The 18,312-nt window shown below is 64.1% G+C and carries 16 protein-coding genes and 1 pseudogene; 9 read left to right on the forward strand and 8 right to left on the reverse strand.

What is annotated here, in order from left to right; genetic code table 11:
- From HWN72_RS05190 to HWN72_RS05225, 8 genes are all read left to right on the forward strand, one after another.
- A complete protein-coding gene (locus HWN72_RS05190) occupies positions 1–336 on the forward strand; it encodes a YbaB/EbfC family nucleoid-associated protein (protein ID WP_008830943.1) in 336 nt (111 codons plus the stop codon).
- Positions 337–747: 411 nt separating this feature from the next.
- Positions 748–3,096 (forward strand): endopeptidase La, encoded by a 2,349-nt coding sequence (gene lon / locus HWN72_RS05195; protein ID WP_231958209.1) that lies wholly within the window; start codon positions 748–750, stop codon positions 3,094–3,096.
- An 84-nt stretch (positions 3,097–3,180) separates the two neighbouring features.
- Positions 3,181–3,720, forward strand: coding sequence for a HEAT repeat domain-containing protein (locus tag HWN72_RS05200; protein WP_069707533.1), 540 nt, complete (start codon positions 3,181–3,183; stop codon positions 3,718–3,720).
- Positions 3,721–3,808: 88 nt separating this feature from the next.
- Positions 3,809–5,197, forward strand: coding sequence for a DUF418 domain-containing protein (locus HWN72_RS05205; protein ID WP_309141555.1), 1,389 nt, complete (start codon positions 3,809–3,811; stop codon positions 5,195–5,197).
- A 107-nt stretch (positions 5,198–5,304) separates the two neighbouring features.
- Positions 5,305–6,330 carry an aspartate-semialdehyde dehydrogenase gene (locus HWN72_RS05210; protein WP_008830021.1) on the forward strand — a complete coding sequence of 342 codons (1,026 nt, stop codon included), beginning with the start codon at positions 5,305–5,307 and terminating at the stop codon, positions 6,328–6,330.
- 68 nt (positions 6,331–6,398) lie between these two features.
- Complete coding sequence (locus HWN72_RS05215; RefSeq protein WP_008830020.1) at positions 6,399–6,938, forward strand: DUF1993 family protein; 540 nt, start codon at positions 6,399–6,401, stop codon at positions 6,936–6,938.
- Entirely contained in the window at positions 6,935–7,378 is a 444-nt protein-coding gene (locus tag HWN72_RS05220; protein WP_069707535.1) for a GFA family protein, read from the forward strand. The genes HWN72_RS05215 and HWN72_RS05220 overlap by 4 nt, the downstream gene beginning before the upstream one ends.
- A gap of 19 nt (positions 7,379–7,397) precedes the next feature.
- Positions 7,398–8,156 carry an alpha/beta fold hydrolase gene (locus HWN72_RS05225; protein WP_069707536.1) on the forward strand — a complete coding sequence of 253 codons (759 nt, stop codon included), beginning with the start codon at positions 7,398–7,400 and terminating at the stop codon, positions 8,154–8,156.
- A 98-nt stretch (positions 8,157–8,254) separates the two neighbouring features.
- On the opposite strand, the gene HWN72_RS05230 is transcribed toward HWN72_RS05225, so the two are convergent.
- A complete protein-coding gene (locus HWN72_RS05230; protein WP_069707537.1) occupies positions 8,255–8,713 on the reverse strand; it encodes a hypothetical protein in 459 nt (152 codons plus the stop codon).
- A 160-nt stretch (positions 8,714–8,873) separates the two neighbouring features.
- Between HWN72_RS05230 and HWN72_RS05235 the strand changes: the two genes are divergently transcribed.
- Positions 8,874–10,697 carry a M2 family metallopeptidase gene (locus HWN72_RS05235; protein ID WP_069707538.1) on the forward strand — a complete coding sequence of 608 codons (1,824 nt, stop codon included), beginning with the start codon at positions 8,874–8,876 and terminating at the stop codon, positions 10,695–10,697.
- Here the strand turns inward: HWN72_RS05235 and HWN72_RS05240 are convergent.
- From HWN72_RS05240 to HWN72_RS31005, 7 genes and pseudogenes are all read right to left on the reverse strand, one after another.
- Positions 10,648–11,436 carry a sulfotransferase gene (locus tag HWN72_RS05240; protein ID WP_036522615.1) on the reverse strand — a complete coding sequence of 263 codons (789 nt, stop codon included), beginning with the start codon at positions 11,434–11,436 and terminating at the stop codon, positions 10,648–10,650. The two genes, HWN72_RS05235 and HWN72_RS05240, sit on opposite strands and share 50 nt — an antisense overlap.
- 145 nt (positions 11,437–11,581) lie before the next feature.
- The gene (locus tag HWN72_RS05245) at positions 11,582–14,365 is read right to left on the reverse strand and encodes a TonB-dependent receptor (RefSeq protein ID WP_231958128.1); all 2,784 of its coding nucleotides are present in this window, start codon (positions 14,363–14,365) and stop codon (positions 11,582–11,584) included.
- A gap of 563 nt (positions 14,366–14,928) precedes the next feature.
- Positions 14,929–16,359 carry an AMP nucleosidase gene (locus HWN72_RS05250; RefSeq protein WP_036523308.1) on the reverse strand — a complete coding sequence of 477 codons (1,431 nt, stop codon included), beginning with the start codon at positions 16,357–16,359 and terminating at the stop codon, positions 14,929–14,931.
- 167 nt (positions 16,360–16,526) lie between these two features.
- Positions 16,527–17,111, reverse strand: coding sequence for a GNAT family N-acetyltransferase (locus tag HWN72_RS05255; protein WP_248005827.1), 585 nt, complete (start codon positions 17,109–17,111; stop codon positions 16,527–16,529).
- Between the two features lie 229 nt (positions 17,112–17,340).
- Positions 17,341–17,937, reverse strand: a complete 597-nt coding sequence (gene rplI / locus HWN72_RS05260; protein ID WP_008832808.1) for a 50S ribosomal protein L9 — start codon at positions 17,935–17,937, stop codon at positions 17,341–17,343.
- Positions 17,938–17,952: 15 nt separating this feature from the next.
- The gene (gene rpsR, locus HWN72_RS05265; RefSeq protein WP_007686754.1) at positions 17,953–18,177 is read right to left on the reverse strand and encodes a 30S ribosomal protein S18; all 225 of its coding nucleotides are present in this window, start codon (positions 18,175–18,177) and stop codon (positions 17,953–17,955) included.
- Positions 18,178–18,182: 5 nt separating this feature from the next.
- A pseudogene (locus HWN72_RS31005) lies at positions 18,183–18,312 on the reverse strand (30S ribosomal protein S6); the annotation flags it as partial.

The following is an 18,312-nucleotide window of genomic DNA, read 5'->3' on the forward strand; positions in this document are numbered from 1 at the left end:
ATGAAGTCGATGGAAGAGATGATCCAGGCCGCGCAAGCGGCCGCCGAGACCATCCAGAAGCAGATGAACGAAACCCAGGGCAAGCTCGACCAGCTTGAGGTCGAGGGGCTGTCGGGCGGCGGTCTCGTCAAGATCCGCTGTTCGGCGAAGGGCCGCGTGATCGGCGTGGCCATCGACGACAGCCTGATGGTGGCCTCGGAAAAGCCGATCCTCGAAGACCTGATCGCGGCCGCCTACAACGACGCGCGCGTCAAGGCCGACTCGGTGGCGAACGAGGAACTCGCCAAGGCCCAGCAGGGCATGGGCCTGCCGCCGGGCTTCAAGCTGCCGTTCTAAAGCGCGTTTGCCTTTTCGGGGCTTCAACAAGCTCAGCCTGAGCGGTGGTTCGGGCTGGGCTTTTCTTTTTTGCAGTCTTCGCCCCTGGCCCGCTCGTCCTGAGCTTGTCGAAGGACCACGCGCCGACGCTAAGGTCTTGCGCTGAAACGGTGCGGTTCACGCCATTATACCTCGAAATCGGACCTAGCTGGGGATGCCCTCGCAACGTGATGAGGGTAATTTCCTGTAGCGAACAGGCGGGTTTCCACGGCCTTTCGCCTCGAAAAGATTGCAAGGCGACCAAAACCCCCCATATCCTGCGGGAATATGCCGGGGCTGGGCCAAGATGCAGTCCCCGTGCGAGATGATTGGACAAGTGCATTGAACCTGCTTCCGCTTCTGCCGCTGCGTGACATCGTCGTTTTCCCGGGCATGGTCGTGCCTCTCTTCGTGGGCCGCGAGAAATCCGTGGCCGCGCTTGAGGCGGCGATGGCGGGAGACAAGGACATCTTCCTGCTCGCCCAGCTCGATCCCAGCTGCGACGATCCGGATCGTGACGACCTCTACGATACCGGCGTGATCGCCAGCGTCCTGCAGCTGCTCAAGCTGCCGGACGGCACCGTGCGCGTGCTGGTCGAAGGGCAGGACCGTGCCCGCCTCGAAACCCTGCGCTCCGAAACCACGGATGAGGGCGAGATGCTGGTCGCGGGAGTTGAGGCGATAGCGCCGACCGAGGCCGAGGGCACCGAGGTCGAGGCGATGATGCGCACCGTCGTCGACCAGTTCAACGAATACGCCAAGCTCAACAAGAAGCTCAGCCAGGACGCGGGCGAACAGCTCGGCGATATCGAAGATGCGGCCAAGCTGGCCGACACCGTCGCCGCGCAGTTGTCGGCCAAGGTCTCGGACAAGCAGGCGGTGCTTTCCGAGTCCGACCCGCTCAAGCGTCTTGAGATGGTCTATTCCTTCATGGAGGGCGAACTCGGCGTCCTGCAGGTGGAACGCAAGATTCGCGGCCGCGTGAAGCGCCAGATGGAAAAGACCCAGCGCGAATATTACCTCAACGAACAGCTCAAGGCGATCCAGTCGGAACTCGGCGGCGGCGAGGGCGACGAAGGTAACGAACTGCAGGAACTGGCCGAGCGGATCGAGAAGACCAAGCTCTCCAAGGAAGCCAAGGAAAAGGCCGTCGGCGAGCTGAAGAAGCTCAAGTCGATGCAGCCGATGAGCGCCGAGGCAACCGTCATCCGCAACTACCTCGACGTGCTGCTGGGCCTGCCCTGGGGCAAGAAGAGCAAGCTCAAGCGCGACATTTCCTCGGCGCAGGAAATCCTCGACGCCGATCATTACGCGCTCGACAAGGTCAAGGACCGCATCGTCGAGTACCTCGCGGTGCAGGCGCGGACCAACAAGCTGAAGGGGCCGATCCTGTGCCTCGTCGGCCCGCCGGGCGTGGGCAAGACCTCGCTGGGCAAGTCGATCGCCAAGGCGACGGGGCGCGAGTTCATCCGCCAGTCGCTGGGCGGCGTGCGTGATGAGGCCGAGATTCGCGGCCACCGCCGCACCTACATCGGCTCGCTGCCGGGCAAGATCGTGACCAACCTGCGCAAGGCGGGCAAGTCCAACCCGCTGTTCCTGCTCGACGAGATCGACAAGCTGGGCCAGGACTTCCGCGGCGATCCGGCTTCGGCGCTGCTCGAAGTGCTTGATCCGGAGCAGAACGCGAAGTTCCAGGATCACTATCTGGAACTCGACATCGACCTTTCGGACGTGATGTTCGTGTGCACCGCGAACAGCCTGAACCTGCCGCAGCCGCTGCTTGACCGCATGGAGATCATCCGTCTTGAGGGTTACACCGAGGACGAGAAGGTCGAGATCGCCGAGCGTCACCTGATCCGCAAGCAGGTGGAAGCGCACGGGCTCAAGACGGGCGAATTCACGCTGACGCAGGAAGGCCTGCGCGACCTGATCCGCTATTACACCCGCGAAGCTGGCGTACGTACGCTGGAGCGCGAGATCGCGCGGCTGGCGCGCAAGTCGCTGCGCCAGATTCTCGAGGGTAAGGCCAAGGCGGTCACCATCACGCCGGAAAACCTCGACGAATTCGCGGGGATTCGGAAGTTCCGCCACGGCATGGGCGAGGAAGAGCACCAGGTTGGTGCCGTCACCGGGCTTGCCTGGACCGAAGTGGGCGGCGAACTGTTGACCATCGAGAGCGTGACCGTGCCCGGCAAGGGCAATATCAAGGCCACCGGCAAGCTGGGTGACGTGATGAACGAGTCGATCTCGACCGCGTTCAGCTTCGTGCGTGCGCGCTCGCCGCATTACGGCATCAAGCCGAGCGTGTTCCACAAGAAGGATATCCACATCCACCTTCCCGAAGGTGCTGTGCCCAAGGATGGTCCTTCGGCAGGTATCGGCATGGTGACCTCGATCGTCTCGACGCTCACCGGCAATCCGGTGCGCAAGGACATCGCCATGACCGGCGAAGTCACCCTGCGCGGCCGCGTGCTGCCGATCGGCGGCCTCAAGGAAAAGCTTCTGGCCGCCCTGCGCGGCGGCATCACCACGGTGCTGATCCCGGAAGAGAACCGCAAGGACCTCGCCGAAATCCCCGACAACGTGAAGCAGGGGCTGGAAATCATCCCCGTCGCTCACGTGGATGAAGTGCTGGCCAAGGCGCTGACCGAGCCGCTCACCGCCATTGAGTGGACCGAGGCGGACGAACTCGCCGCTGCGCCGGCAGCGCACACGGCTGCGGCCGGAGCCACCGCGCACTGACTAACGGTTGCCGATCCTCTTCCCGCTGGAGGAGGATCGGTGCCGGGTATCGCTCTTGGCCGACGCTGTGGGCCGACTGTCGCCATGCCCGATCGCTACTTTCCGCCTTCGGAATTTCTGCAGGCCGTCATTGTCGATGACGTGTGTTTCGGTGGCCATGTGTTCGGCGAAGCGAACCTGCAGCGGCTCATTGCGGCGACCCGTCACACAGACGCGGCCAATCGCGATTGGGCGGTGATGCTGTTGTCTCAACTGAAACTGGATCGACCGGACGTCCGCGCCGCTTTGTCCGAGGCGGCTGAGGATGATGCCTCCGAGGTACGCGTCGAGGCCATTCATGGGCTCGCGCTGATAGACCCTCGCGCGGCTTTGCCGTTCCTGTCGAAGGCCCTGCGCGGTGAAACAGTGTCCATGCCCTTGCTGGAAGCTGCCGAACTGGTGGCGGACCCCATGCTGATTTGCGACCTTGAGGCTTTTGCGGAAGAATCTGACGATGCCTTTCTCGACACTCTGGTGGCCAATCGCGATCGCCGCATGCCGCGCCTCGATAGTGAAGTGAGATTTGCATTGTCCAAATCGATCCGCAGTTTCGGTCAGTTTCTCAGCGTGTTGATGTTCAAGTAATTCAATGTGGCGGTATTTGTCATGAACTGGCGAATAGCGTTTGATTGACTGTGTTTTGCCGCTCACTTACGATCCCGTCAGAATACTGGTGAGGGCAGTCATGGCGGGGGAAGTGGCGGAATTCGGCCCGGTCAGGGGGCGTGCACGGATCGATGTGATCGACGTGATGCGTGGGATTGCGATCCTCGGTATCCTCTACATGAACATCCCTTTCATGGGCACCAACGTGTCGTCGTGGATGCACGACTTCCGCCGACTGTCCTGGAGCGCGGCCGATCAGACCACCTGGGCGACGATCCAGATATTCTGGGAGGGTACGCAGCGCGGGCTGTTCGAACTGCTGTTCGGCGCGGGCGTGCTGGTCTTCACGGCCAAGGCGATGAAGCCGGACGATCCGGTGGCGGTCGCCGATCTCTATTATCGCCGCAATCTGCTGCTCGTCCTGTTCGGCTTGACCGATATCTTCGTGATCGGCTGGGTGGGTGACATTCTCCTTGCTTACGGCCTGTGCGCCTTGTTGCTGTTTCCGTTTCGAAAGACCCCGCCCAAGGTGCTGCTGGCGATGGGCATGGCTTTCGCCGCGCTCATGGCGGTGGGCTGGCCGGGCGGGGGCGGCGTGATCGGCTATCAGGAGCGGGTTGAGCGTATCCATAAGGTCGAAGCGCTGCAGAAGAAGCGCGCCGAAGGCGTGAAGCTCTCGGGCGAGGACAAGAAGACGCTCGACAAATGGCAGGAGAAGGTGGACGCGCATGACCTCTCCAAGCCGCCCAGCAAGGAAGCGCAGGTCGCCATCGATGCCGAGCGCAAGGCGCGGGCGGGATGGCCGCATCAATACGTGATGTTCGCCTGGTTCATCTGGAACAAGGTTTTCGGCGACGGCAATGGCCTGTTCTTTACCATGCTGGAGGCGGTGCCGGCGATGTGTCTCGGCATGGCCCTGTTCAAGTGGGGGGTAATCCAGGGCGGGCGCTCGATGGGGTTCTACGCCGGACTGGCAATCGTCGCATATGGAGTCGGCTGCGGCCTTCGGGCCTGGGACGTGGCGGAAATCTACAAGTTCACGCCCTGGCCGACACCGGGCACGATCGCAGGTGAGTTCGCGAGGCTGGCCGTGACCGTGGGGCATGTCGGCCTGTTCAACCTGCTGATGAAGACGCAGGCGGGGCGCACGGTGCTTTCGCCGTTCAAGGCGGCGGGGCGGATGGCGTTCTCGATCTACATTCTCACCAGCATCGTCACGCTGTGGTTCGTCTTCGCGCCTTGGGGGCTGGGGCTGTGGGGCAAGTTCGGCTGGACCGAACTGGCGATAGCGGCGACGGTGATCGATGTGGTCATGCTGGTCCTCGCCAATGTCTGGCTGCGGTTCTTCCTCAGTGGGCCGCTCGAATGGATATGGCGCTCGCTGACGTACTGGAAGCGTCAGCCGTTCCTGCGCCCGCAGGTGTCCGAGCCTTCCGCAACCGCAGCGTTTGCCTGACGCTGGATCGTCCGGAACCTTCGCAGCTTGCCCTGAGGGGCGTGGACGGGTAACCCGCGCGGCGTATCTGCGTCCGCTTGCCCGGGCGCCTTTAAAGGGAATTTGCCATGGGTTACCGGGTTGCCGTCGTCGGTGCGACGGGGAATGTCGGCCGTGAAGTGCTCAACATCCTTGCCGAGCGCGAATTCCCGGCGGACGAGATCGCCGCCGTGGCTTCCTCGCGCTCTGTGGGCACCGAAGTCGAGTATGGCGATACCGGCCGTATGCTCAAGGTGAAGAACCTGGAACATTTCGACTTCACGGGGTGGGACATCGCGCTGTTCGCCGCGGGTTCGGACGCGACGAAGATCTATGCGCCCAAGGCGGCCTCGCAGGGCTGCGTGGTCATCGACAACTCGTCGCTCTACCGCATGGACCCCGACGTGCCGCTGATCGTGCCCGAGGTGAACCCCGAGGCGATCGACGGGTACAAGGCCAAGAACATCATCGCCAACCCCAACTGCTCGACTGCGCAGATGGTCGTCGCGCTCAAGCCGCTGCACGACAAGGCGAAGATCAAGCGCGTCGTCGTCGCGACGTACCAGTCGGTGTCCGGCGCGGGCAAGGCGGGCATGGACGAACTGTTCGAGCAGAGCCGCGCGATCTTCGTCGCCGACCCGGTCGTGCCGCGCAAGTTCACCAAGCAGATCGCCTTCAACGTGATCCCGCACATCGACGTGTTCCTCGACGACGGCTCCACCAAGGAAGAGTGGAAGATGGTGGTCGAGACCAAGAAGATTCTCGACCCCAAGATCAAGGTGCAGGCCACCTGCGTGCGCGTTCCGGTCTTCGTCGGCCACTCCGAAGCGCTCAACATCGAGTTCGAGAACGAGATCAGCGCCGAGGAAGCACAGGACATCCTGCGCGAGGCGCCGGGCGTGATGCTCGTCGACAAGCGCGAGGACGGTGGATACGTCACTCCGATCGAGGCGGTGGGTGACGGCGCTACCTACGTCAGCCGCGTCCGCGAGGACCCGACCGTGGACAACGGCCTGGCGCTGTGGTGCGTGTCGGACAACTTGCGCAAGGGCGCGGCGCTCAACGCGGTGCAGATCGCGGAACTGCTGGGCCGCCGCCACCTCAAGAAGGGCTGAGGGGCGCGCTTGCAATCGGCTCGGCGGTAGCCACCTAACCTTCACCTGATACCGGGATGGAGGATTGCATGGACGCCGCCGAGACGAAGAACGCCCTCGAACTGCTGGCCGCGCGGCTGGAGACGCTGTCGGCGGTGCTCGACAAGGCCGAGGAATGGGCGGCAGAGGCGGGTGTCGCGTTTGACGAACTGGCGGCGGCGCGGCTGGCCGGGGACATGCATCCGCTGGCCTGGCAGGTCGCGGGAACCTGCACGCAGCCGCTGCAGTTCGTCGCCTGGAGCCGGGGCGCGGACCTGCCCAACGAAGTGCAGCCGGTGGTCGACTGGGCAGAAGCCCGCGCGGTGCTTGCAGACACGATCGCGCTGCTGGCTACGGAAGTCGCGGCCGTCACGCCCGAAGCCAAACGGATCGTGCTGGAGCGAATGGGCGTTTACCTCGAACTGCCCGCGCAGCGCTATCTCGACGACTGGATCCTGCCCAACCTCTACTTCCACCTGACCACGGCTTACGCGATCCTGCGGATGAAGGGCGTGCCGCTGGGCAAGGCCGACTTCATGCGGCACATTGGCGGCGATATCCGGCCGCTGGCGCCCGAGCCGGCGTCATGACGCGGGCAATGACCGGCGGCTGCCAGTGCGGCCGCATCCGCTACCGCGCCGAGGTTGAGCCCGACAAGGCATACTTGTGCCATTGCCGCATGTGCCAGCGGGCGACCGGCGGGGTGTCGATCGCGTTCGTCAATGCGCCGCAGTCCGCGGTGCGGTGGGAGACGGAGCCGGACTGGTACGCCTCATCGCCGATCGCGCATCGGCCGTTCTGCTCGCAGTGCGGCACGCCGCTGGGCTTCGCATTTCTGGACGGGGACAACATCGACCTGACCGTCGGCAGTTTCGACGATCCCGCGCCGTTCCGCCCGAGCCAGAACTATGCGACCGAAAGCATGTTGACGGCATGGACCGACGTGCGGCACTTGCCCGGCATGACGAGCGCCGAGAATGCGGGCGTCATGGACCGATGGAAGGCCGCCGGTCTCGAGCCGCCTGAATGACCGGAAAGCGAGTTTGCCTGTGAGCGATGTGAAGACCGATTTCGTCGAAGGTTTCGGCGGGGCGAAGCTCGCCCTACACACCATGGGCGATACCGGCGGACGGCCGTTGGTGCTGCTGCACGGGCTGTTCTCCAGCGCCGAGGTGAACTGGATCAAGTTCGGCAATGCGAAGATCCTGGCCGATGCGGGCTTCGAGGTGTTCATGCCGGACTTGCGCGCTCACGGGCAGAGCGACGCCCCGCACGATGCGGATGCCTATCCGTCCGACGTGCTGGTGCGCGATCTCAAGGCGGTGATCGGCTCGCTGGGCCTTTCGGAATACGACCTCGGCGGCTTTTCGCTTGGCGCGCGGACGGCGGTGCGCGGCGTGCTGGCGGGGCTGGCGCCGCAGCGGCTGGTGCTGGGCGGAATGGGGCTGACGGGCCTGTCGGGCTGGGCGAAGCGCAGCGCGCATTTCGTCGACGCCATCGACCGCTTCGGGACCATCGAGCGCGGCGACAAGGCGTTCGTGGCGCAGGCTTTCATGAAGTCGATGAAGATCGACCGCGTGGCCGCGCGCCTGCTGCTTGGCTCGGTGGACGACACCGCGCCCGACGCCATCGCGCAAGTGACGATGCCGACGCTGTGCGTGTGTGGCGCGGACGATCGCGACAACGGCTCGGCGCAGGACCTCGCGGCGGCACTGCCGCAGGGCACTTATGCCGAAGTGCCGGGCAATCACATGTCGTCGGTGACGTTCAAGGATCTCGGCCGGGCGATCGCTGGGTTTCTGGGCTGACCGCGCCTATCGTCATTGCGAGCACAGCGTAGCAATCCAGGGCAACACCGAGCGGCTCTGGGTTGCTTCGTTGCGCTCGCAATGACGGTGCGGATGTTTCAGGCGAAAGGCACGGCCTCTTCCGGCCAGCCGTCGAAGGTTTCGGTGAGTGCGGCCCAGTCGTCTGCGAAGCGGATGTTGATCGCACACAAGGTGGCGTCGTCCGGGCGGGAGGCCTCATGGCCGTCACCGGTCGTGTCGACGAAGACGAAGGCGTCGCCGGGGCCGCCGGTCACGCGGCGCAGGTCTCCATCCGTCACGGTAATGGTGAGGCGGCCTTCAAGGATCGTCTGGAGGCTGCCGAAGTCCCTGGCGGTGTGGAAGATGTCGGTGAAGGCGAGGCCTTCCCATATCACCGTGCGCCAGCCAAGTGCCGGGCGCGGCGGGTCGAGGTAGGACAGGCCGCCCGCCATGGTCACGGGCTTCATGCGGGAGCGGCCTTCCGGCGTGGCGTAGACGACATGGATCGGCATGTGGAGCGAGCGTCCCCCTTGCTTGATGGAAGCAGCCCGCAGCATGGTCGCAAAACCTCGCTTCAGTGTGCCCGGCCACTCCTTTGATCGCTTGGTGGCGATGCATTGCTGCACTCGTGACCGCGGATATTCCTTCGCCAGCGGTTGATCCCGCGCGAGGGGCGACTAGTCTCGCGGCCATTCAAAGGTTCAGAGAGGTTCCCCCATGAAATTCGCCTCCACCGCGCTTGCCGCATTGGCTGCAAGCCTTTCGTTCGCCGTCGTCCCGGCCCATGCGGAGGATTACCCGCAGACGGCAGAGGGTGCCGCGAAGTTCGTCGCCGATGCCGAGAAGGACCTGTTTGACTTCTCGCTGGGTAACAATCAGGCGAACTGGGTCAATTACACCTACATCACCGAGGATACCGACGCGCTGGCGGCGAAGTCCAACGGCGACCTCACCGAGAAGCAGGTGAAGTACGCAGTCGAGGCGGCGAAGTTCGCGAAGGTTTCCGGTCTCGATGCGGACGTGTCGCGCAAGCTGGGCATCCTGCGTCAGGGCATCGTCCTGCCCGCGCCCAACACGCCCGGCGCGGCGGCGCAGTTGAGCGAGATCACCACGCGGCTATCGTCGGCCTATGGCAAGGGCAAGGGCACGCTCGACGGCAAGCCGATCAACGGCTCGGACATCGAGGCGGAGATGGGCAACCTGCAGCACAGCCCGGCCGAATTCGCCGAAATGTGGACCAGCTGGCACGACAACGTCGGCGCGCCGATGAAGGCGGACTACGCGCAGATGGTCGGCATCGCCAACCAGGGCGCGAAGGAACTGGGCTATGCAGACGTCGGTGCGATGTGGCGTTCGGGCTACGACATGACGCCCGAGCAGTTCGCGGCGGAAACCCAGCGCCTGTGGGAAGAGACCAAGCCGCTCTATCTGGCGCTGCATACTTACGTGCGCCGCAAGCTGAACGAGAAGTACGGCGATGCGGTGCAGCCGCGCAAGGGGCCGATCCGCGCCGACCTGCTCGGTAACATGTGGGCGCAGGAATGGGGCAACGTCTACCCGCTCGTCGCGCCGCAGGGTGCGGGCGATCTCGGATATGATATCGGTGATCTGCTGAAGGCGCAGGGCAAGAAGCCGCTCGACATGGTGAAGGCGGGCGAGGGCTTCTATTCCTCGCTGGGCTTCGATCCGCTGCCGGGCACGTTCTGGACCCGCTCGATGATCACCAAGCCCGCCGACCGCGAGGTGATCTGCCATGCCTCGGCATGGGACGTCGACAACAAGGACGACATCCGCATCAAGATGTGCACGAAGGTCAATTCGGAGGATTTCGTCACGATCCACCACGAACTGGGCCACAACTATTACCAGCGCGCCTACAACAAGCAGCCATATCTCTACCTGAACGGCGCCAACGACGGCTTCCACGAGGCGATCGGCGACTTCATCGCGCTGTCGATCACGCCGCAGTACCTCGTGCAGATCGGCCTGCTCGATAAGAGCAAGGTCCCCGGCGCCGACAAGGACATCGGCCTGCTGCTGCGTCAGGCGATGGACAAAGTCGCGTTCCTGCCGTTCGGCCTGATGATCGACCGCTATCGCTGGGGCATCTTCGACGGCTCGATCCAGCCCGCCGACTACAACAAGGCGTGGACGAAGATGCGCCTCGACTATCAGGGCATCACCCCGCCCTCGGCGCGCTCGGACGACGGGTTCGATGCGGGCGCGAAGTTCCACGTTCCGGGCAACACGCCTTACACCCGCTACTTCCTCGCGCGGATTCTGCAGTTCCAGTTCTATCAGGCGGCGTGCAAGCAGGCCGGGTGGAAGGGGCCGCTGCACCGCTGCAGCTTCTACGGCAACAAGAAGGTCGGCGAGAACCTGAATGCGATGCTGGCGATGGGCATGTCGAAGCCCTGGCCCGAGGCGCTCAAGACGTTCACCGGCTCGCCGCAGATGAGCGCCAAGCCGATGCTGGACTACTTCGCGCCGCTCAAGAAGTGGCTCGACGCGCAGAACAAGGGCGAGACTTCAGGCTGGTGACCCGCATGGCGCCGCGCCACAGGGCATAATCCCCGGCGTAGAAGTCCTCGATGAAGGCTTCCTGGCTGGGATTGAGCCGGATCGGCGCGGCGGCTTTATTGCTGCGGTTGAGGCGGGGCAGGGCGTCGAGTTCGTCCAGCCCCATGATGGCGCCGAGGCTGTCGATCTCCTCGTAGGGGATCAGGTTTTCGACGCGGCAGTCGCCCCTGGCGTCGGTCAGATACCAGGACTGCGGGCGGAAGATGTGGTCGATGTCGAACGGGCTGCGCGCGGTGGCGAGGTGGTCGATGGCGTCGTCCACGGTTTCGAACGCGCGGTAGCGCGCGTTGAAGGGGCGGGCGACCTTGCGATCGCGGGTGCCGCCGTTGCTGGCATAGGCGAAGGCCGAAAGGAACCGGCAGACCGGGTCGCGCAGGATGGCGAAGCTCGGAAGGTCGAGCACGCGCGGGGCGACGCTGGCGTAGTAGCGCACGGTTTCGTGCTTGATCTGGGTTCCGTAGAGCTGGTGGCAGACCGAGGTGCCCGCGTTCTTGGGCACATGGATGAACAGCACGCCGCGCCGCTGGATGGTCGTGATCCGCTCGCGCCGCTTGGCGTTGGGCCGGTAGGGCAGCGGGGATCGGGCCAGCCTTTCGGGCACGTCGCTGACGAGGCGGACGCGAAAGGCGGAGGCGATCAGGCGGTTGATCCCGGCAGTGCCGGCGGTACCTGAAGTCGAAGTCTGGGAGGGCTTTGGCATGCCCCGGACGCTATGGGGCGAACTTGAACCTGCAATTTCATCAATATTTCATTCAGGCGAGCGGAAGCGCCCCTGCGGCGAGTACCGCAAGGACGCATCCATTCCCGGTGGACAGGGGCGATTCGCATCGCCCCTGCGCCTTCGATCAGAAGTCGACGGTGATGCCGGTGAAGAACGTCCGACCGTAGACGTCGTAGGTCGACGGATAGGTGTTCGACTGCTCCTGGTTGTCACCAAGGACCGGCGGCTTCTTGTTGAACATGTTGTTCATGCCGATGTTCCAGGTGAAGCGCTTGGCCACGTCGACGCTCGCGCTGAGGTCGAAGTAGTTATAGGCCGGGATGTGGTCGACCGCATAGCCGCCGGTGTCGTCGTCCACTGCCGAGAGGTGGCGCCATGCCAGCGACACGCTCAGGTCCTCGGTCGACCAAGTGGCGCGGCTGTTGAGGCGCCACTTGGCGTAGACGTTGCTGCAGCTCAGGCCGAACTTGCCCGCGCAGTCGACCACGAGGTCGGGCAGCGAGGCCATCGGGCGGAACGTCCAGTTCATCAGGTAAGACCCCGCGACGCGCAGGTTCAGCTTGCTGGAGTTGTTGCGGCCGAACGCCAGCGGGATGGTGTACTGCGCGTCGAAGTCGATGCCGTCGGTCTTGACGCCGCCGGTGTTGCTCAGGTTGTCGATGGCGCCGACGATGGTGCCGGTGCTGTCGCGCGGCAGCAGCGAACAGGTGCTGCTGTCGTAGGACGTGTAGTTGTTGCCCGCGTCGCCGTAGCAGGCCGTGAGCAGGTTGGCGGTGCCGACGGCGGTGATGAAGTTGTCGATCTTGATGTGATAGTAGTCGGCCGTGATCGACAGGCCCGGGATCATCTGCGGCTGGAGCACGACACCGAAGGTGTAGGTGTTCGCGGTCTCCTCGCGCAGCTTGGTGTTGCCGCCGTTGTAGCTTTCGATCTGGGTCGCGGCGGCGTTGTACTGGTCGTTCCCCACGTCCGCAGCGGCGACGCCCGAGGCGACGCAGGCGGCGTAAAGGTTGGAGTAGCTCGTCGCGTCCGGGGTCGAGCACGGGTCGGTCGCGGTCTCGAAGTTCTGCGAGCTGCCGCTGTAGAGGTCGTTCACCGTCGGCGCACGCACCGCGCGGGAGAACTGGCCACGGAAGCTGATGTCCTTGATCGGCGCGTAGACGAGCCCGGCCGAGAAGGTGCCCACCGACTTGGCCGCCGTCGAGTAGTACGAGTAGCGGGCCGCGCCGTTGAATTCGAGGCGCTCGATGAAGGGCTTGTCGGCGATCAGCGGCACGTCGATCTCGGCGAACAGTTCCTTGACGTTGTAGCCGCCTGCCGTGGCATCGCTGGCGTTGAAGCCGACGACGTCGCCGGAGGACAGCAGTTCGTCCGGGTTGTAGCTGCCGTGCTCGGAGCGGTACTCGGCGCCGAACGCGAAACCGGCCGGGCCTGCGCCGAGGTCGAACAGGTTGTTGTTGCTGATCGCGCCGCTGACGACCTTCTCGGTGATGGTCGAGCGGTTGACGGTGTCGATCGACAGGAAGTCGACCGCCGCGTCGCTGATGTTGCCCTCGCCGAAGATGTTGACGGGCACGCAGCCGTTGCTGGTGTCGGTGCAGACGAGGTTGCCGTTGGCGTCATAGGTCGTCAGCAGGCCCTGCTGCAAACGGCTGCGCGAGATGTTGCCGTACTGGTACTCGGTCCGCCGGGTGCGCGAGAAGCTGGCGTAGACGTCGTAGCTCCAGTCGTGGCCGATGTCGCCGCGCGCGCCGATCAGGCCGCGCACCGCCTTGCTGTCGGTGACCTGCACGCGGTCGCCGATCTCGCTCAGGCGGCGGTAGATGTTGGCGGTGGTGTAGCCATCGCCGTCGGTGTCGTAGCCCTGCAGCAACGCCTGGCTGTCGGCCGAGAGGAACGAGCTGTCGTTGTCGATCGAGAAGCTGCCGGTCACCGGGGTCGGCGCGAGCTGGTTCTTGACGCGGTTGTGGACGTACTGGCCCTCGGCATAGAGGGTCAGCGCGTCGCTGACGTCGAAGTGCGCCTGCGCGAAGACGAGTTCGCGCTTCTGCGGGACCTGCAGGTAGTTCTCGGTCGCGTAGTTGTAAGCGTCGGTGCTGCTGTCGTAGGCCGAATAGCTGCCGTCCTGCCCGAACTTGTAGTTGGTGCCGCCCAGATTCATGCGCGTCGCCGGGATCGACGAGGAGCCACCCGCGACGAGGGTGCCATCGTCGCCGTCGGTCATGGCCGTCTTGGTGTAGCTGCGCGATGCCTGCGTGATCGCCTTGCGCTGGCTGTACTCGCCGTAGACGGTGATGTTGCCGCGGCCGTCCGCGAAGTTCTTACCCGCCAGAATGCCGCCCGTGTACTGCGCGCCGTCACCCGCGTCGGTCAAACGGTAGTTGGCGTTGGCCTGGATACCGTCGTAGTCCTGCTTCGTCACGAAGTTGACGACGCCGGTGACCGCGTCCGAACCGTAGACGGCCGACTTGCCGCCGGTCACCACGTCGACGCGCTCCAGCAGGGCGGTCGGGATCGTGTTCAGGTCGACGATCTGGTTGGTGTCGTACGAGACGTAGCGGCGGCCGTTGACCAGTACCAGCGTGCGCTGGGCGCCGAGGCCGCGCAGGTTTGCGGTGGCGACGCCGTCACCCGGATTGTTCGAGGCGCCGGTCTGGTCGGGGACCAGCTGCGGGATTTCCTTCAGAACGTTCTCGACGTTGACCTGTCCGGTCGCCTTCATCTCGGCGGCGGTCACGGCCATGATCGGCGCGGCCTGCTCGAGGTTGGCATTGCGCAGGCGCGAGCCGGTGACGACGATCGCGTCGCCGGTATCGGCCGCGTCCGTGGCGGAGGGCGCTTCGTCCTGCGCGTGCGCTGCCGCGGGCAGGCCCATCAGCAGGGTCGAGGCCAGAAGCAGACGCTTCATGTGGGGGGTCATTGATGCTCCTTTCGCAGATTCCGGCGGTGCGAAATCCTCGACGCCGGAAGCAGGCGAGTGCGTCTGCTCCCGTAAGGATCAGACTGTCATCATATAATCATCGATGTGCGGATAATGAATTGATGGCGTTGTATATCGATCACATCTATTTCAATATTGGAAATAAACGTGAAATATACCTGAAATTCATTTCACATATGTTTCATTGAAAATAAGTTAATCGAATTCAGTTTCTATATTGAATGCAGGATTATTCGCGAAAGTAAATGTTCTGTGGCCGTTTGGAAGGCTTGCGATGACATTGGGAATAAGATTGCGCTTGAGCCTATCGTCGTTTCGGAACGCGGGCATAAAATTACCAACCACCAGAACATTCGCGCGAGTGCGCGTAGCGAAATTCTGCAGGCTCTCTGCGTGTTAAGCGGCGTATCACGAATATATCCCGCGAGGGAGAGTAGCCGTCCGCCGCTTTTCTGCAGGCGCAACGAAAAAGCCGACCGCCGCTCAGGTCGCGACGGTCGGCTTCGTGTTCTGGCCCGGTAGGCTGTTTCCTACCGGAACGGCGGCTCGTTGAACGCGCGCAGCTTGCGCGAGTGCAGGCGGTCACCCTGTTCGCGCAGCAGGTCGCAGGTGATGAGGCCGATCTTGAGGTGGCTGGCGATCGCCTCTTCATAGAAGCGGTTGGCCTGGCCCGGCAGCTTGAGTTCGCCGTGCAGCGGCTTGTCCGAGACGCACAGCAGCGTCCCGTAAGGTACGCGGAAGCGGTAGCCCTGCGCGCTGATCGTGGCGCTTTCCATGTCGATGCCGATCGCGCGGCTCAGCGAGAAGCGCTTGGCGGACTCGGTGTAGCGCAGTTCCCAGTTGCGATCGTCGGTGGTGACGATGGTGCCGGTGCGCATCCGCTTCTTGAGGTTCGCGCCGCCTTCGCCGCTGACGACCTCGGCCGCCTGCGCCAGGGCCAGCTGCACTTCGGCGATGGCGGGCAGCGGGATCTCGGGCGGCAGCACCGGGTCGAGCACGTGGTCGTCCCGCAGATAGGCATGGGCGAGCACGTAGTCGCCGATGCGCTGGCTTTCGCGCAGGCCGCCGCAGTGGCCGATCATCAGCCACGCCTCGGGGCGCAGCACCGCGAGGTGATCGGTGATGGTCTTGGCGTTGGACGGGCCGACACCGATGTTGACCAGCGTGATGCCCGAACCGTCCTTGCGAATGAGGTGGTAGGCGGGCATCTGGTGGCGGCGCCATGCGGTGTCGGACAGGCGTGCGCGCGCGTTCTCAACCGGCGCGTCGAGATAGAGGCCGCCGGCGCCCGAAAGCGCGACATAGCCGTCCGAGCCGACTTGCGTGCCCGCCCAGTCCACGAACTCGTCCACATAGCGGTGGTAGTTGGTGAACAGCACGAAGCGCTGGCAGTGGTCCGGGCTTGTGCCGGTGTAGTGCGCCAGGCGCGCGAGGGAGAAGTCGGTGCGCAGGCCGTCGAACAGGGCCAGCGGGTGCGGTTCGTCCTCGGCGGCGAGGAAGGTGCCGTCGGCGATCTCGTCTCCGATCATCGCCAGTTCGGTGCTGGGGAAGTGGCTCGCCAGTTCCTGCGGCGTGACGCTGCCGACCGAGACGCCTTCGAGCACGTAGGGGAAGGGGATCTCCTGCGTGGAGGCGGCTACCTCGAATTCCACTTCGTACTCGGCCTCGATCAGCGCGAGCTGTTCCTCGAGGTAGGAGGCGAAGAGATGTGGGCGCGTAACGGTAGTGGCGTATGTGCCGGCCATCTCGAGCCGCCCGAACGCGCGCGAGGCGCGGGCGTTGAGTTCGGTGCCGCGATACGTGATCCGCAGCTCAGGATATGTCCAGAGGCGGTTCGCGCGGCGATCTGCTGGGGGGAGGGTGCCGTTCTCTACGAAGGCGGCGATATCGGCCTTGAGAGTGGAAACGGCGGCTTCGTAAACGCGGACCAATTCCGCGATGGTTTCTTTCATCTTCTGCATGGCCATCTATTACGCATTCCGTGCTGCGGCGCAATAGGGGGCGATATGGGCAGGGTGATGACGGTGTCCTTGCGTCGTCCCGGACTTGATCCGGGACCGCTGGCCGTGAACAACCCAGCTTTCCGCGCACTGGAAGATCGTGCCTAAAGACCGCCAGCGGTCCCGGATCAAGTCCGGGACGACGACAGCTCCAGCGAGAGATACGTCACCGTCTTGCCGTTCTCCAGCAGCGCCTCGCCGATGGGCGTGAAGCCGAGGGCGGCATGGAAGGCGTCGGAAGCCGGGTTGGGCGGATCGGAATTGACCTCGCAGACCACGCGCTCGTGGCCCGCGGCGCGGGCCGCTTCGAAGAGGCGGGCGTAGAGTTGGCGAGCCAGGCCCCGACCGCGCGCTTCCGGGGCGACGACGACGCGGTCGACGTAGACGAAACTGGCATAGCGCCGTTCGAACCAGCGGTAGTTGGCGCTGTCGTATGCGGCCCCGGGCGCGAAGGCGAGGAGTAGGGCGTCCAGGCTTCCGATCCGCGCGGCGAGGAATGCCTCCTCCACCAGCATCGCCATGCGCGCTTCGTCGGCGAAGGAGAGTGCGACGGCGTGGGCGTTGTTGAGCGCCAGCATCGCGCCGCGCAGAGATGCGTCGGTGCGGTAGTCGGCGGGGGTGACGGAGTGGATCATGGTTTTCCGGGTCTGCCCGGCCGAGGGGGCTTCGACAAGCTCAGCCTGAGCGGGATTTGGATTTTCATTGATCGTCATTGCGAGCGCAGCGAAGCAATCCAGAGCGGCGCTGAATTGCCCTGGATTGCTTCGCTGCGCTCGCAATGACGAAGGGGGCATCGGATGCTCTGAGAGCCTGCTCTCAACACCGCTCAGGCTGAGCTTGTCGAAGCCCCATGGGCACGAACCAGCATTGTGCCAAAAGGAAAAGCCCCCGTTCCGCTGGGGAACGAGGGCTTTGCTATTCCTCGGTAACCGAAGGAAAGGCTCAGGCCTGGGCCTCGCCCTCTTCCTCGGTTTCCTCGACCGCGATTTCGCCGGGTTCGGCGTTCGGGTCGTAGGCTTCGGTGAAGCCCGAGACGTCCTGTTCGAACATCGCGGCCATCACGTCCACGCCCTGCGACTGCAGTTCGGCTTCGTCGGGCGAACGGGCGACGTTCACCTTGACGTTGACCGCAACTTCGGGGTGCAGCGAAACCTTGACGTCGAAGATGCCGAGCGTCTTGATCGGGCGCTCGAGCACGATCATCTGCTTCGACACGTTCGCGCCTTCGGCGTTCAGGCCGTCGACGATGTCGCGGACCGAGACCGAACCGTAAAGCTGGCCCGAGTTCGACGAGGCGCGGATCAGGACGATCTGCTTGCCTTCGACGTTGCCCGAGTTGGCTTCGGCAGCCGAACGACGCTCAGCGTTGTCGGCTTCGATCTTGGCGCGGTTGGCTTCGAAGACCTTCTTGTTCGCGTCGTTGGCGCGGAGGGCCTTCTTGTTCGGAAGCAGGTAGTTACGGGCGTAACCGTCCTTGACCGAGACGACGTCGCCGATGGCGCCGAGCTTCTCGATGCGTTCCAGGAGGATGATCTGCATGGGTAGGTCCCTCCCTTACTTCACGATGAAGGGAAGCAGGCCGATGTGGCGGGCACGCTTGATAGCCTGGCCCAGCTCACGCTGCTTCTTTGCGGAAACCGCGGTGATGCGGCTGGGGACGATCTTGCCACGCTCGGACATGAAGCCCTGGAGCAGACGAACGTCCTTGTAGTCGATCTTCGGCGCGTTCTTGCCCGAGAACGGGCAGGACTTGCGGCGGCGGAAGAATGCACGTGCCATGGAAATCAGTTCCCTTCACGTTCGCGACGGCGAGTACGCTCGCGGTCGGTCTTGCGCATCATGACCGAAGGGCCTTCCTCGTGCTCGTCGACGCGGATGGTCACGTAGCGGATGACGTCTTCGTTGATCTGCGTC

This window comes from Novosphingobium sp. HR1a, assembly GCF_015594425.1.
Lineage (GTDB): Bacteria > Pseudomonadota > Alphaproteobacteria > Sphingomonadales > Sphingomonadaceae > Novosphingobium > Novosphingobium resinovorum_A.